Source organism: Pseudomonas sp. TKO26, from assembly GCF_003225665.1.
In the GTDB taxonomy this organism is placed as follows: domain Bacteria; phylum Pseudomonadota; class Gammaproteobacteria; order Pseudomonadales; family Pseudomonadaceae; genus Aquipseudomonas; species Aquipseudomonas saponiphila.
The window spans coordinates 43,724-57,791 of the sequence record NZ_QKLN01000021.1 but is presented as its reverse complement, the minus strand read 5'-3'; the positions used below and the strand labels follow the sequence as shown (position 1 = coordinate 57,791).

Here is a 14,068-nt window from a genome sequence, read left to right as displayed (position 1 = left end):
CTCGTTTTCATGGATATGCCGATTGATGGATATGGAGTCCGACTATGTTGATCAGCCCGCCTTTTCTCCCGTTAGCCGCCCCAAACGAAAGCGATGAGGAGTATGTGAATCGAGCGATGAACAGTACTGAAGGAGCCTTTCCTCTCGGTCAGAACATGATCTGGCACGGCGGTATCCATCTCACCGCACCGAGGGAAGGGAACACTCACTTGCCAGTTCGCGCCATCGCCGATGGAACCGTGGCTTATGTTCGTCAGCCTACGGCAACCAACACCGCTGCCAGTCATCCTTTGAATTATCGAAATGGCTGGACCGATGACGGCTGTCTGATTCTGAAACACGAAACGGATATAGGCGAAGGTGCCCATGCCAAGGTTGTTTTTTATTCAATCTACATGCACTTGTCCGCTATTAAATCCGCCGATATTGCAATTGATATGCAGGTCTATAGAAAAGACGAATTAGGTACGGCGGGCAGAATTTATGGTGCGCCACATAAAATTCACTTTGAAGTCATCTGCTCTCAGGAGCAACTTGGCCATTTTCTAGGCAGGAGTACCGGGCGCCTGACCACCACCAAGAATGGGCGAACAGATAGTTGTTGGGGGGATGTTCATTTTTATGTCCCGCCGGAAGTGCTGTTCTACGCTAAGCGGCCGGCAAATCCGAGAGGCTTGGTGAATGAATCGGCCATTGTCCATCGGCATGTCGATGCCTATTTTGTTTCTATGAAATATGGAAAAGGACAGTGCACATTAACCACTTTCAATGAAGCCGGCACTCGACTGGGAGAACGGCAGGAAACGCAAGATTACGAATACAACCTCTATACGACTGCCAGTACGCTGTATCCCAGCTCACCGAGTGCAGGTTATGAATTACTGCGATTTGGTCGGATACTGGGCCCGGATTTACTACAGCCACATGATGCGGCGCACTGGCGACAAGTAGCCTATCCGGCGAGCGGTGCCCATCCGGCAGGCGTCGGTTGGGTCAACCTGAAAAGTCCTACCGTTACTGTCTATAGCGACGCCGACTTTCCCCATTGGCAGGGGTGGAAGTTGATTGACGATGACACCGATGGCGATGGTCGTTGCCAATCTGAACAAGTCATGGAGTTACTTGGAATTTCCGAGATTCCAGTGACGCCACAACAACGCGCTGATTGTAACGCGATGATAGGTGCAGCTGAACATCAGGACAGATTGAAAAGACTGATTTGCAAATTCCCCAGTGAGTGGAAAAGATCAAACTTTACCAGTAGATACGGCTGGCTGAGTAAAGGTGATGAGCCGATTATATCGATGCAGTCTCAAGAAAGACTAAAGTTACACTACGAGGCGCTGGCCTTCTGGGAAGATGCGGGCCTGAAAGATATCACTTCAGAGCACTGGCATTTTCCACCGAAGGAGTTCATTCGAATTTTCAGACAGTGCGGATGGTTCAGTAGCAATGAGTTAAAAAGAGCTTTGAAGAAAGCGCCTGAACTTGGGAGGCAAAGAGCAGAAGAGTTGAGGGTTTCAATGAATAAAATGCTCTCTAAGTACATGATAAATACCTCAACTATTCGAATGTCTCACTTTCTCGCACAAGTAGGCATAGAAACCGGGTGGTGGGAGTACAGGCAGGAAATTGGTGGGCCACGGTATTTTCGAACAATGTATGAGGTCATCACACCAGCTGAGGCTGGTGAAGATTACGATACAGCGATCGTTAGAGAGCGAAACTTGCCAACGGGTCGTCGCCCGATCGAACTGCCCAATCCCGGCCCTAACCCTAGGCCAACAATTAATCGCGAAAGCTATATGGCGAGTCGCCCAAATCAAATAGCAGCAAAGGCTGCTGGCATGGACAACGGCGCTGCCAACTCATTGGCCGGGGGGATGGCAGGAGATGGGGATAGGTTTCACGGTCGAGGCTTTCTACAAATTACTGGGCGACGAAACTATAAAAATTATGAAAAGTATAGGTCTCGAAATTTCACACTGGATCCTAATCCGAACCTGCTTGCTATAGATGATTATAATGCTTGTGATGCATCTGGATTCTATTGGGTCAGGGAGAGAATCAGTAGGCGTGCGGATGAAGGTTCGACCCAAGCAAACTCTAGAGTTGTGGGTGCGATAATTAATAGGGGGAATCCAAATGGTATGCCTAGTCATGAGAATGAAAGGCGACAGGCGTTTGAAGTCATCTGGAGTGTATTAAATGATGAGGTGTAATTTTTTACTTAGATTGTTAGCGTTGATTTATGCTGCTTTTTGTTCGTTGCTGGCTTGCTCTAGCGAACAGCAATGCTTACCCAATATGCCAAAGACCAAGCTTGAGGTTTTCGGCTGTTTTCAGGAGGGTAATATAACCATACTCAAGCTGGCTCCTAAGGATCAACCGGCTTATGACACAAACCTGGAAAATTTGCCGACATTTATTGTGGTGGGAAAAGAGCTTGATGAGGTCCTGCGCGTGCTCGGCAAAGGAGTACATCTACCTTATAACGATCTGATAAAGCTTCCTTATCCCAATTCAATTGTTCGCGTTGCTGAGGCACCCAAAGCCGCAAGGCTTAAGTTGCTTAGAGAAGGATGGCGGTTGGTGGATATGAAAGACTTCATATACGGGAAAGCAGATGGGGCGGAAGGGGCGGGTTTGGTTTGTAGTACTTCTATAAGTAATTCAGGTGGCGTATTTGTAGTCGTCTCACAGTGCAGCTCTTTCTATGAGAACGATATATCAGAGCTGCAGGGTATTATGGGTTCAGTCGGCAAGTAAAAATACTCTAGCCCGTTCCTTGTCGGCATTATATGTGATCAAGCCACAGACTACTGGTGGTGGACAAAGTGTTCAGCTTGCTGAGAATGGCTAATATCAATACGCGCAGCATGCACACCGACTCGGAACTGGGGCTGGTCGCACCGAATGCCGAGCTGGCGAGACTTGGCGAGAGGAGTTTGCGCGATTTTTAGAGTATTCATTTATGACGCTAAAAGTGGAGTGTTCATAGAGGACTTTCCAAGCTGTGGTGATGAATTTACCAATCTCATAATTGATAAATAAAAGCCCGAACAGTACTCGCTATGAAGACAAGATTCCAAAGCAGTGCGTTACCACGCTTTCACCGAAAGCGGCCAACAGCTAGTCAGCATTTGCCTGTATTGCCAGAAACACCCAGTGTCTTGCTAACGTTCAGTATGCTTTCTTACTTCATTCACCCCCAGAGCCATGACCCGGATCATGCTTTTGCTTCCTAAGGGCAAATTTACCCACCGGCACCGCCCCCAGCGGTGATAATGCCCGCCTGAAAATTGACCCACCGCCAACGGAGCCCGTCGCGCCCATGTTCGTCATCACCCCGCAGGACCCCGAGACTTACCGGCGGCAAACCCGTCGCAGCACTTTGATCATCGCGCTGGTGTTCGTCGCCCTGGCCATGCTGTTTTCCAGCGCCGCGGTGGCGCTGTTCGGTCAGCCCGGAGGCGATAACCTGGTGTGGAACGCGGCGGGGGTGTTCACCGGCCTGGTGATCTGCGCGGCGCTGCTGCGCAGTGTGTTCTGGACCCAGCCGTGGATGGCCGCGGCGGTCTATGGCTGGCGCCTCAAGCGCAGCCTGATGCGGGTGACCAATGTCATGCATCAGGTCACCGCCGGGGTCGCGGCCGGTGATCCGGCGGCGCTCAAGCTGCTGCGTTTCTATCACTTGGGGTTGATCCAGATGCACCAGCTGGACGCCAACTCCAGCGCCCACGGGCAGATGCTGGGCGAGGTGGAGCGGCATCTGGCGCTGCTGGCCGAACAGGGTATCGACCCGCAGCAGGAGCGCCTTGAGGCGTCATGGCTGGAAGCGGTGAAGCGGCACAAGACCCCTTGAGCGCCGTTTGGCAACCTCATGCCGCAAAGTTCAGCGATAGCCCGAGCGATCGGTAGCCTGTGGCGGGCGTGCTCGCGCCGAGCTGCGTAGCAGCCCCATTCGGCGCTATTGCAGATACCGCCACAACGCCTGGGCCATCGCGCTGGGCTGGCACTGGGTGCCGAACAGTTGCTGGCCAATGCTCAGGCCCAGTTGCCGGTAACTCTCGAACTGCGCTTCGTCGAAGAACTGGTCCACGGTGCTCTGGTTGGGAAAGCTCGGGTTGGCCCGGGCGTAGTTCAGCAGGTCCGGGGTCAGCCCGGCGATCAGCCGCGGCTTGAGCACCAGGATCCGGCAGTGGGGTGTCTGGCACAGGTCATCGTCACTGCCCGGGGAGTGGGCATGGACATTGAGCAGCAGGGCGCACTTCCGGTTGTCGGCGCTCGGCGGCTGGCGGAACTCTTCCAGGCTGGCAAATACCGTCTTCAGCTGCGGGTGTCCCAGTACCCCCGGGTCTTGGCGAATCTCCAGGGCCTGGTCGATGCGTGCCAGGCGCACCAAGTTGGCCAGGTCGTCGAACTGGTAGTCGGGGTCGCAGCCGGCGTCGCAGGTGATGATCAATTCCACCTGGCGCCCGCGGCGCAGCAGTTCGTAGGCGCCGGTGTTTTCGAAGTGCCCGCCGTCGGACAGGTACTGGTAGTCGCGGCGGTAGCCGTGAAAGCGCGCAGTCAGTTCATAGAACAGGTAGGCCTGGGTGCTGTAGCGGGTCCAGGGTTTGAGATCCCGGGGTACCCACTGTGCTTGCCCAGGGTCGAGGAAGTGGCTGGGCCACCAGATGCCCAGGCGCACGTTGGCCAGCCCCAGGACCAGCGACATGCCAAGGCTGCTGGCGCGGCCCAGGCCGGTGCTGAAGGCGGCACCGGAAACGCCGATCCACTGGCCCAGGGTCAGCGGGCTCATGATCTCCGAGGCCGGGCCATGGTCGAGGTCGCGGCGGTAGGCCTGGCCGTCGAGGAGGTAGCGCTCCGCTGGGCAGTCTTTGGTTGGCGCCGGGCGCTCGGGCGCCCAGTTCGGCGCGATGCACAGCGGCTTGCCCTTGCGGTCGCGCTGCACCAGCTGTTCCGCCGGGTCGACGGTGAGGTTCATGGTGACGTTGATCAGGTGCACCGGGCCGGCGCTGGGGGTGGCGTAGTACTGCTGCAGCGACAGGTCGTCGCTGGACATGGGCTCGGCCACGCTCATGTAGGTGCGGCGCTGCTGCGGCGGGCCGTTGAAGCGCCGGCCATTGGAGGCGCCGAGGTAGGCGCGGGTCAGGCGCGCCGAGTAGAAGGCCTGCAGCGACGAGGTATTGAGAAAGCCGATGAAGCGCCCGCTGAGGTGGGTCAGCACGGCCGCCACCAGGCTCAGTGCCGCCAGCCGCCAGGCCACGGCGTGATCGCCGGAAATCACCCCGCCGTCGTAGGCGATCCATTGCACCAGCAAGCCCCAGCACAGGCACAGCAGGCTCAGCAGCAGGCCGCCGGCAATCAGCGCGAGCACCTGGAGTGGTAGCTTGCGCATCCAGCCCGGCAGGCTCTTTTCATCCTTGAGCAGGGCCAGGCGCCGCACCAGCCAGACCGCGCCGATCAGCAGCAGCAGGCTGCCCAGGGCCCGCAGGTCATGCAGGTAGTGGTACAACGCCTGGGCGGCGGTCACCAGCAGGGCGAGAAATCCCAGCACGGCCACCGCGGCCATGGCCCGTCCCAGGGCCCGGGTGATCTGTACCCGATAGTTGCGCACGCTGTTGGCACAGGCGTTGTCCTTGGCCGGGTCGCGGTTGTCGGCCAGGCGGGTCACCAGTTGCCGGGTGATCAGCAAGGCGCAAGTGCCCACCAGGGCCGCGGCCAGGGTCAGGGCGCCCACCGCTTGCCACTGCATCAGCCAGTAGGCCAGGGCGCTACTGAGCCAGAGGCCGCCGACCACACCGAGCATGCTGCGGTACGCCGCATTGCCCGTGCTCGGTGGCTGGTCCAGATCGCCCTGGGGAATGATCAGCCAGTACGCCACGGCGCAGGGCAGGGCGAACAGTACGCCAGCCATCAGCGGCCAGAGCAGCAGGCTGGCCTGGCTCAGCACCTGGAACAGGCTCAAGAGGCTGAGCAGCAGCACGATCGGCAAACCGATCATGACTTGCAGCGACAGCCAGTTGCGCCAGGTCATGGCCAGGGCATAGAGCATGTCGCCAGAACCGGTGGGCGTCAGGTAGCGGCCGTTTTCCCGCAGCCAGGCCGCGGGGCCCTGGCCCGGTGGCCGGGTGCTGTAGTTGACGCCGGTGCTGATGCGTCCTGGCGGTTCGAAGCGCAGGGCCTGGTAGGCATCGCGAGCGGCCTGGCCCACTGGGTCTTGGGGCGCTGGCTGGCGCAAGCGCCCGGGGAGAAACAGGCTGGAAAAGAAGCTGCCGATGTAGCCGCCGCCACTGACCGTGGACAGGTAGTCGATGCGCGACAGCAGGCTGTGTTCGGCGTCGGCGTCGGCGTCGGCGTCGGCCGGTGGCACTGGCCGGCTGCTGACGCTGGGCGCCGGGGCCCGGGCCAAGGCTTGCAGCACGCCCAGGCAGAAGGTTGCGCTGCGGATGCCGCCACCGGACAGGGCCAGGCCCCAGTTGCCACGGGCGGCTGCGGTTTGCCCGGGGGCTTCCTGGCCCAGGCTCAGGCGTCGAAAGCGGATGCGTTGGTGCTCGATCTGGTACGGGTTCTCGTCGGGTGTCATGGACCTTCCTTGGGGGACGGAGGGGCTGCGGTCCGGGCCGCGCCCCGGCAAAGCGCACGGCAGGATAGCGGATGCCGGGGGCCGCTGTGCAAGCGCCGAGTGCCTTGGGGCGGGCGCGACAGCGCGGGGCTCGGCTTCGGGGTGCCAGGGGCATCGGGCTTGTGCGGGCCGCAAGTGAAAAGGGCGCTTGATGCGCCGGACGCATGGAAAAAACGACATTGGTTATAACGTTAGATTTTATTTATATAAATGGACATAAGCTTTAGCCGCTATGCTGCCGCCAGTTTTTGACCTGGCCGCGTGATCTGTAGGGTTTTTATCGATGGATGTGGGTAATTTCGGTTTTGTAATCGCAGGCCTGGTAGTGGGATTTATCGTGGGCATGACCGGGGTCGGAGGCGGCTCGCTGATGACCCCGATCCTGCTTTGGTTCGGCATCAATCCGGCCACGGCGGTGGGCACTGACCTGCTGTACGCCGCCATCACCAAATCCGGTGGGGTGCTGGTGCACCAGAAGCACCGCAACATCGACTGGCGCATCACCGGCTGGCTGACCCTGGGCAGTGTTCCGGCGGTGCTGGTCACCCTGTGGTTTTTGAAGAACCTGGACTCCGATCCCCATGCGTTGAACGCGGTGATCAAGCAGGGGCTGGGTTTTGTCCTGTTGCTCACGGCCCTGGCCATCGTCTTCAAGAAGAAGCTCATGGCCTTCGCCCAGCGCCACGGCAGCGATTACCAACCCAGCCCCGGCGGCCTCAACGGCCTGACCGTGGTCACCGGGCTGATCCTCGGCACCATGGTCGCCCTGACCTCCATCGGCGCCGGCGCCCTGGGCACCGTGGCGCTGTTCATTCTCTATCCGTTCCTGGCCACCAAGCGCCTGGTGGGCACCGAGATCGCCCACGCCGTGCCCCTGACCCTGGTGGCCGGCCTGGGTCACGCCAGCATGGGCAACATGGACTGGCAACTGCTGGGCTTCCTGCTGATGGGATCGCTGCCGGGGATCTGGATTGGCAGCCACATGACCGGGCGGGTGTCTGACGAGATCCTGCGGCCATGCCTGGCGGTCATGCTGTTCTCCATCGGCTACAAGCTGGCCTTTTAGAAGCAGCGGCAAGCTTCAAGCGGCAAGTAGAAAGCATCTGTCAGTTGCGGCGGTAGAGTGCCAAAAAAGCCGCCAGCGACAGCATTGCCGCGCCGCAGCATTGATTGAGCCGGCGCATGCCGCTGGCGGTGAGGAATTTCGCCGCCTGCACCCCGCCGGCGGCATACAGGCCCATCACCAGCACCTCGACCAGCGCTGTCACCAGCGCCAGGGTGGCGTACTGGATGAATACCGGTTGGCTGGGATCGACGAATTGCGGCAGGAAGGCGGTGAAAAACAGCAGCACCTTGGGGTTGGTCATGGCCACCGAGAAGCTGCGCCGGAATACCTCGCCACGCCGCGAACCGGCTCGCACCTGCTGGGCGCCCAGGGCCTGGGGCGCGCTGCGCCAGAGCTGGATGCCGAGCCAAGCCAGGTAACACACGCCGACCCATTTCAAGACCATGAACAACTGCTGCGAAGCCATCAGCATCGCCCCCAGGCCGAGACCCACGGCGGCAATGATCAGCACATCCGAGAGCGCCGCGCCGGCCATGCCCACCGCCACCAGCTGGCGATTGCGCGAGGTGCCGTTGGCCATGGCCAGGAGCGAGGTCGGGCCGGGGATCAGCGCGCCGATAAAGCAGCTTGAGGTGTAGAGCAGCAGGGTGCTGGTGTTCATTGCGGTGTTCTCGTCGGGCAGGTGGCGAAGTCGACGCAGCATGCCCCAGGTCGCTGCAGGTTTAAAGGGATTCGCCGGGGGGCTGACTGCTTATGGCTGGGGGCCGCCCCTGACCCATTCCTGCGCCGAACGCCACAGGCAGATCCCCAGGAAGTAGGCCGAGGCCGCCAGCCACAGGCCCATGATCGGTGGGCTGTGCAGCGGGTGGCTGAGGATCAGCAATGCGCCGCTGAGCAGCCATATGAAGGTCACGATGATGTTCAGTGGCATCCACTTGCGCACCCGGAACGGATGCAGGAACTGCACCCGGGTCGCTGTCAGCAGGGCCAGGACAAAAATGCTCAGCAAGGTCGGCCAGGGACCGGGCTCGATCAGGTAGAAGCACAGGGCGACCACGTTCCAGGCGGCGGGAAAGCCCTGGAAGTAGTAGTCATGGCTCTTCATGTTGACGTTGCAGAAACACAGCAGCGACGACAGCAGAATCAGCGACGTGGCCAGCAGCGCGCTGTAGTCCGGCAGGGGCATGTAGCGGTAGATGAACAGCGCCGGAATGAACACATAGGTCAGGTAGTCGATCACCAGGTCCAGCACCGAGCCGTCGATGTTGGGCAGCACCGAACGGGTATTGACCTTGCGCGCCAGGGAGCCGTCGACCCCATCCACCAGCAGCGCCACCCCCAGCCACAGCAGGCAGGCCTTGGGCTGGTTGTCGAACAGCGCCAGGGTGGCGAGCAAGGCACTGACCACGCCGGTGGCGGTAAAGCCATGGGCGCCCCAGGCTTTGATTCTGGCGATTTGCAGGGTCGATATCACGGACGTTTCTCCAGCGGCTGTGGTTCCTGGCGAACACCGGCGCGACAGCGTCGGCAACCCTTGCCAGGTTGCATTTATCGACCGGAGAGCCTGGTAGAAGGTTCAGCGTGAACCTTGAATCAGGCCCGGCGCGCAGCGTCCTGAGGCTAGCGCTTGCTGCTGCTCAAGCGCGCTGGGGCAAGGTCGAGAGGGCTGCGTTGAGTCTAGGCGTCACATCGAACCTGGCATGAAAAAACGCCATGTGCCCTGCAAGGGCACATGGCGTTGACGACAGCAATCAACGGCGGGCCGTGGTGTCGATAGCCCGTGCCGTGCGGCGCGGCCTGTTACTTCGCAGTCTCCAGTTCCTTGAGGATGGCATGGGCGGCCTTGACCCGCTCCTGGTTGGGGTAGTTCTTGTTGGCCAACAGGACAATGCCGATCTGCTTGCTCGGGACGAACAGCACGTAGGCACCGAAGCCGCTGGTGGCGCCGGTCTTGTTGTACAGGGCGTCGGCCTTGGGCGCCTCGAGGGTGGCCAGCCATTGCACGGGGTGGGGCTCGGTGGCCATTTTCGGGGCGTTGCCAGCCACCAGGCGGGCCAGGGGGACGGGGTAAGTGTAGCGTTCCCAGCCCAGGCCCTGGGTCATGTCGCCGACCTGGTAGTAGCCGCTCTGGGTGCTGGCGACGGCTTGTTGCAGCGGCTTGTCGAGCTGGTCAGGTTGCAGGTTGCCGGCAATGAATTGCAGCAGGTCCGAGGCGCTGGTCTTGATTGCGTAGGCTTCGGCATCCATCGGGCCGGGACCGACCCGCACCGGCTGGTCCTGCTGGTCATAGCCCATGGCGTAGTGCTGCTGCTGATCCTGCGGCACCTTGAGGTAGCTGTGCTTGAGGCCGAAGCCTGGGAACAGGCGCTGCTCCAGCAACTGCTCGTAGCTCTGGCCCAGGCTGCGGGCGGCGAGGTAGCCGAACAGGCCGAGGCTGGGGTTGGAGTACTGGCGCTGGACGCCGGGGCTGAAGCGGGGTTTCCAGGTGTTGTAGTAGTCCAGGATCTTGTCTTCGCCCTGGACCTCATCGGGAAACTGCAGTGGCAGGCCGCCGGCGGTGTAGGTGCCCAGTTGCAGCAGGCTGATGTGGTCGAAGGCGCTGCCGCGCAGGGCCGGCAGGTACTGGCTGGCGTTGTCGGAAAGCTGCAGCTTGCCCTCGGCTTGGGCCAGGGCGGCGAGGATGCCGCTGAAGGTCTTGCTCACCGAACCCACTTCGAACAGGGTGTCGCTGTCGACCGGCTGCTGATTGTCCTTGGAGGCAACCCCGTAGTTAAAGTAATGTCGCTCGCCCTTGGCGATGATCGCTACCGCCATGCCGGGGATCTTCTGCTGCTGCATCAAGGGGCGGATGCTGGCGTCCACGGTGTTCTTCAGGTGGTTGTCCTGGGACGTGGCCAGGGCACTGGTGCTGGCCAGGAACAGGGCGCAGGCACTGCCAAGCGCGAATCCGGTTAAGGTTGTATGCCGCATGATCGGTGTATTTCCCTGTGTTTTGAGTAATTTGGCCGCAATTTCAAGCGCGGCTCTGCAAGCGGAAGCTTGTTCGCAAAAGGCTCGCTGCAGGACATAGGCAGCCTGCGCTGAGCCCGCTTAATGTAGGCAGTCGGTGCCGGATCGACAAACGACCATATCTCGCACGAAACATTAGAAAAATTAGGGAATAGTCATGCTCCGTCCTCATCTGCCCTTGAATGCGCTACGCGCCTTCGAAGCCTCGGCACGTCATTTGAGCTTCACCCGCGCGGCCATCGAGCTGTGCGTGACCCAGGCGGCAGTCAGCCATCAGGTCAAGAGCCTGGAGGCCCAGCTCAAGGTCACCCTGTTCAAGCGCCTGCCCCGGGGGCTGATGCTGACCAGCGAAGGCGAGACACTGCTGCCGGTGCTGCGCGAGTGCTTCGACCGCATCGCCCAGACCCTCGGGCGGTTCGACGGCGGGCACTATCGCGAGGTGCTGACGGTAGGCGCCGTGGGCACCTTCGCGGTGGGCTGGTTGCTGCCGCGCCTGGGGGACTTCCAGGCTCGCCATCCGTTCATCGACTTGCGCCTGAGCACCAACAACAACCGGGTGGATGTGGCCGCCGAGGGCCTGGACTACGCCATACGTTTCGGCACCGGTGCCTGGCACGGTATCGATGCCCTGCCACTGTTGCAGGCGCCGCTGTCGGTGCTCTGCGTGCCGGAGCTTGCCCGCCAGTTGCACACCCCGGCGGACCTTCTGGGCCAGACCCTGCTGCGTTCCTACCGTACCGACGAGTGGCCGCAGTGGTTCCAGGCGGCGGGGCTGGGCAGCCACAGCCTGCTGCCCCAGAGCGTGGTCTTCGACTCTTCCCTGGGCATGCTCGAAGCCGCCTTGCAGGGCCTGGGCGTGGCCCTGGCACCGCCCTTGATGTTCGAGCGGCAGTTGGCCAGCGGCGCGGTGGTGCAGCCGTTCGACATCGGCATCGTCACCGGCAGCTATTGGCTGACGCGCTTGCAGTCGCGGGCGGAAACCTCCGCCATGAGCGCCTTCAAGGCCTGGCTGCTGCAGGCGGTGGCCGCCTAGGTCCTCATCAGTAGCGCCAATGCCCCGGCGTCCACAGCCACTGGCCGGCGTGCCAGCTGTAATGTCCAGCCACCCAGTGGTAGCTGGGGGCCGGCGCCACGGGGATCACTTCAACGATGGGCGGTGGCGGCGGCCGGCGTGGATGGACCGGGGCCACCACGCAGCCGGCCAGGGTGGTGCCAAGCAAGGTGGCGATGAGCAGGCTTTGGATCACACGACGCATGGGCGGTTTCCTTGGGAAATGACAGTGGGCCCGCGGTGATCGCGGGTGCCGAATGGTTGAACGTGGTCGGCTGGGAAATCCGTCGCCGGGATTTCAATTGCGCTTGGCCCCGCGTTTTTCCCCCAGGTCACGCGGGTACAGGGATTCCACCAGTTGCTGGCGTTCTGTCAGCGACAGACTGCCGGCAAAATTGGCCAGGGCTTCATCCACCCGGGCCCGCAGGGCGATGTCGGCCTCGCGGGATCTACCCAGTTCGGCGTCCAGGGCACTGCGGTTCAATTGTTCGGCCCCCAGTTCACGCACCACCCCCTGGCGCGCCTCACGCCCGGCAATGATCTGTGGCTGGCTGTCGTTGCGGGCCTGGCGCAACAGTTGGCGCAACTGGCGTCGGCGCTCATCGGGCATCTGCGCCATGGCCTGGCGCAGGCCATGCTGGGGCACCGCCAGGGCCTGGGGCGGCTGGGGACGGCTGAGCCACTGATACAGGCCGCCGGCCACGCCGCCGATCAGGAATACGTTGAGCAGCAGCGACAGCAGCAGCCAGGTTTTCAGGGGACGGATGGACAGGCTCACTGTTCGGCCTCCTCGGTATTGATGCTCAGGATGAATTCCGCGTCGCTCTGGTCGAACACGCTGGGCAGGGCTTCGCTGGATGCCGACAGGGGCAGGCTCAGGGCCACCGCGAGCATGCCTGCGGCCACTCCGGTGAGGCCGACCCCGACCCAGCCCAGGGATGCCAGCCAGCCGGCGTAGCGTTGCCAGAAGGAGGCGCCGCGCGGCGCTGGGGCGGCCGTGGCAATGATCCGTTGCGCCAGGGCCGGTTCAGGCGCGGCCAACTGGTAGCTGTCCAGCTGGCTGTCGAGCCAGCGCGCCTGGCGCAGGGCTTCGCTGGCCAGCGCATTGCCTTCCTGGAGCAGGGCCTGGGCGGCATCGCGCTCACGGGCGGGCCAGCGTTGCAGGTCTGCGCCATAGGCATCGGCCAGGTATGCAAAGCGTTCGGGGGTCATGGTGTTCTCCTTCCTGAGAGGTCCGCACCCTGGGCCTCGGCGAGGTGGCTGCGCAGATTGCGCCGGGCCCGTGACAGCAGGCTCTCCAGCGCTTCGACGCTGATGTTCATCAGCGCCGCGGCCTCGGTGTTGGACAGTTCCTGGTAGTACTGCAGGACGATCGCCTCGCGCTGGCGATCCGGCAGTCGGTCCAGGGCCGCAGCCATGCGCCGGCTCTGCGCGCTGGCTTCCAGTTGTTCGTCGGGTGTCGGGCCGTGGTCCACCACCTCGAAGGCTTGCTCGCTGTCGAGCTGCAGGTGCTCCTTGCGCCGGCGCAGGCGGTCGTAGCACAGGTTCAGCGCCACCCGGTGCAGCCAGGTATCGAAGCGCGCCTGTTCGCTGCGCCAGTGCGCCGCCTGTTTCCAGATCCGCAGGAAACTCTCCTGGGCGATGTCCCGGGCCTCGTCGGCGTCACCCAGCAAGCGGCTGGCCAGGGCCAGCAGGCGCGGCAGCTTGCGGGTGACCATTTCTTTCACGGCCTGGGCTTCGTTGTTGCCAATGCGGGCCAGCAACTCCAGATCCGGGTCGGTGTCGTTCAAATCGGCGGTTCTCGGTGCAGTGGAGGGGCGATTCGCAAGAGCGCGTGCTCAGCGCAGCCAATGGCCTTCGATCCAGTACCAGTTCGGTCCGCGGGCCTGCCAGTGCCCGGGCACCCACTGGCCGCGGCGCATCACTGGCTGCCAGTGGCCCGGCACCCAGACATAGCCGCCTGCGTGCCAGCGCCAGTGGCCGCGATCCCAGGCATAACCGGGACGGGCCATGGGCGGCGCTTCGTAGCGCATGGGCGGCGGGGCCTGCTGAATGATCACGGTCTGGGCGAAGGCCGGGCTGCCGACCAGGGCCGTGAAGGCCAGGGGGATCAGCAGCAGGGTGCGAAGACGTGGCAGGCAACGGGCAAGCTTCATGATGGCTCCTTCAGGCCTGCGTTCGCGATTGAACGCAGCTGATGGGTTTAACGATAGGTGGCCGAAGAATCCGTCGCGGGGAAATGCACGTTTATCCGCGCCCGGTTCAACCGCGGTTCAGCGAGCGGGCCAGAGGACTGATACGGGGCGTGGCG

13 protein-coding genes and 1 pseudogene are annotated in these 14,068 nt (G+C 61.9%); 5 read left to right on the top strand and 9 right to left on the bottom strand.

The features are described 5' to 3' along the window. Positions 1-44: 44 nt before the first annotated feature. The 3 genes from DNK59_RS31720 to DNK59_RS23080 all read left to right on the top strand — a co-directional run bounded on the left by DNK59_RS31720 (position 45) and on the right by DNK59_RS23080 (position 3,865). On the top strand, positions 45-2,222 hold the full coding sequence (locus DNK59_RS31720) for a M23 family metallopeptidase (protein ID WP_146249933.1): 2,178 nt from the start codon (positions 45-47) through the stop codon (positions 2,220-2,222). After that, positions 2,209-2,769 (top strand): hypothetical protein, encoded by a 561-nt coding sequence (locus DNK59_RS31715; protein ID WP_146249932.1) that lies wholly within the window; start codon positions 2,209-2,211, stop codon positions 2,767-2,769. Before DNK59_RS31720 ends, DNK59_RS31715 begins: the two co-directional genes overlap by 14 nt. 565 nt (positions 2,770-3,334) lie before the next feature. After that, complete coding sequence (locus DNK59_RS23080) at positions 3,335-3,865, top strand: DUF3087 domain-containing protein (RefSeq protein WP_110724760.1); 531 nt, start codon at positions 3,335-3,337, stop codon at positions 3,863-3,865. A gap of 105 nt (positions 3,866-3,970) precedes the next feature. On the opposite strand, the gene DNK59_RS23075 is transcribed toward DNK59_RS23080, so the two are convergent. Beyond that, positions 3,971-6,592 carry a hypothetical protein gene (locus DNK59_RS23075; RefSeq protein ID WP_110724759.1) on the bottom strand — a complete coding sequence of 874 codons (2,622 nt, stop codon included), beginning with the start codon at positions 6,590-6,592 and terminating at the stop codon, positions 3,971-3,973. A 322-nt stretch (positions 6,593-6,914) separates the two neighbouring features. Between DNK59_RS23075 and DNK59_RS23070 the strand changes: the two genes are divergently transcribed. Further along, on the top strand, positions 6,915-7,697 hold the full coding sequence (locus tag DNK59_RS23070) for a sulfite exporter TauE/SafE family protein (RefSeq protein ID WP_110724758.1): 783 nt from the start codon (positions 6,915-6,917) through the stop codon (positions 7,695-7,697). A 40-nt stretch (positions 7,698-7,737) separates the two neighbouring features. Here the strand turns inward: DNK59_RS23070 and DNK59_RS23065 are convergent, their stop codons facing one another. The 3 genes from DNK59_RS23065 to ampC form a co-directional block, all read right to left on the bottom strand. Continuing rightward, complete coding sequence (locus DNK59_RS23065) at positions 7,738-8,400, bottom strand: LysE family translocator (protein WP_256596589.1); 663 nt, start codon at positions 8,398-8,400, stop codon at positions 7,738-7,740. Positions 8,401-8,448: 48 nt separating this feature from the next. Next, complete coding sequence (gene pcsA, locus DNK59_RS23060) at positions 8,449-9,171, bottom strand: phosphatidylcholine synthase (protein ID WP_110724756.1); 723 nt, start codon at positions 9,169-9,171, stop codon at positions 8,449-8,451. A 326-nt stretch (positions 9,172-9,497) separates the two neighbouring features. Continuing rightward, positions 9,498-10,667, bottom strand: a complete 1,170-nt coding sequence (gene ampC, locus DNK59_RS23055; RefSeq protein ID WP_110724755.1) for a class C beta-lactamase — start codon at positions 10,665-10,667, stop codon at positions 9,498-9,500. A gap of 196 nt (positions 10,668-10,863) precedes the next feature. On the opposite strand from ampC, the gene gcvA reads away from it, so the two are divergent. After that, positions 10,864-11,739 (top strand): transcriptional regulator GcvA, encoded by an 876-nt coding sequence (gene gcvA / locus DNK59_RS23050; protein WP_092312628.1) that lies wholly within the window; start codon positions 10,864-10,866, stop codon positions 11,737-11,739. Between the two features lie 7 nt (positions 11,740-11,746). Here gcvA and DNK59_RS23045 read toward each other — a convergent pair whose 3' ends face one another. The 5 genes and pseudogenes from DNK59_RS23045 to DNK59_RS23025 all read right to left on the bottom strand — a co-directional run bounded on the left by DNK59_RS23045 (position 11,747) and on the right by DNK59_RS23025 (position 13,913). Then, positions 11,747-11,962, bottom strand: coding sequence for a YXWGXW repeat-containing protein (locus DNK59_RS23045; RefSeq protein ID WP_092312631.1), 216 nt, complete (start codon positions 11,960-11,962; stop codon positions 11,747-11,749). Between the two features lie 93 nt (positions 11,963-12,055). Next, a complete protein-coding gene (locus tag DNK59_RS23040) occupies positions 12,056-12,535 on the bottom strand; it encodes a periplasmic heavy metal sensor (protein ID WP_110724754.1) in 480 nt (159 codons plus the stop codon). Beyond that, on the bottom strand, positions 12,532-12,969 hold the full coding sequence (locus DNK59_RS23035; protein ID WP_110724753.1) for a hypothetical protein: 438 nt from the start codon (positions 12,967-12,969) through the stop codon (positions 12,532-12,534). The genes DNK59_RS23040 and DNK59_RS23035 overlap by 4 nt, the downstream gene beginning before the upstream one ends. Then, positions 12,966-13,559, bottom strand: a pseudogene (locus tag DNK59_RS23030) (RNA polymerase sigma factor); the annotation flags it as partial. The pseudogene DNK59_RS23030 and the gene DNK59_RS23035, both read right to left, overlap by 4 nt. A 36-nt stretch (positions 13,560-13,595) precedes the next feature. Next, positions 13,596-13,913 carry a YXWGXW repeat-containing protein gene (locus DNK59_RS23025; protein ID WP_110724751.1) on the bottom strand — a complete coding sequence of 106 codons (318 nt, stop codon included), beginning with the start codon at positions 13,911-13,913 and terminating at the stop codon, positions 13,596-13,598. Positions 13,914-14,068: the final 155 nt, after the last annotated feature.

Bases quoted from the DNA above. Each gene is read 5' to 3' on its own strand.
- DNK59_RS31720 (WP_146249933.1), top strand. From the start codon at position 45: ATGTTGATCAGCCCGCCTTTTCTCCCGTTAGCCGCCCCAAACGAAAGC.
- DNK59_RS31715 (WP_146249932.1), top strand. From the start codon at position 2,209: ATGATGAGGTGTAATTTTTTACTTAGATTGTTAGCGTTGATTTATGCT.
- DNK59_RS23080 (WP_110724760.1), top strand. From the start codon at position 3,335: ATGTTCGTCATCACCCCGCAGGACCCCGAGACTTACCGGCGGCAAACC.
- DNK59_RS23075 (WP_110724759.1), bottom strand. From the start codon at position 6,592: ATGACACCCGACGAGAACCCGTACCAGATCGAGCACCAACGCATCCGC.
- DNK59_RS23070 (WP_110724758.1), top strand. From the start codon at position 6,915: ATGGATGTGGGTAATTTCGGTTTTGTAATCGCAGGCCTGGTAGTGGGA.
- DNK59_RS23065 (WP_256596589.1), bottom strand. From the start codon at position 8,400: ATGCTGCGTCGACTTCGCCACCTGCCCGACGAGAACACCGCAATGAAC.
- ampC (WP_110724755.1), bottom strand. From the start codon at position 10,667: ATGCGGCATACAACCTTAACCGGATTCGCGCTTGGCAGTGCCTGCGCC.
- gcvA (WP_092312628.1), top strand. From the start codon at position 10,864: ATGCTCCGTCCTCATCTGCCCTTGAATGCGCTACGCGCCTTCGAAGCC.
- DNK59_RS23045 (WP_092312631.1), bottom strand. From the start codon at position 11,962: ATGCGTCGTGTGATCCAAAGCCTGCTCATCGCCACCTTGCTTGGCACC.
- DNK59_RS23035 (WP_110724753.1), bottom strand. From the start codon at position 12,969: ATGACCCCCGAACGCTTTGCATACCTGGCCGATGCCTATGGCGCAGAC.
- DNK59_RS23025 (WP_110724751.1), bottom strand. From the start codon at position 13,913: ATGAAGCTTGCCCGTTGCCTGCCACGTCTTCGCACCCTGCTGCTGATC.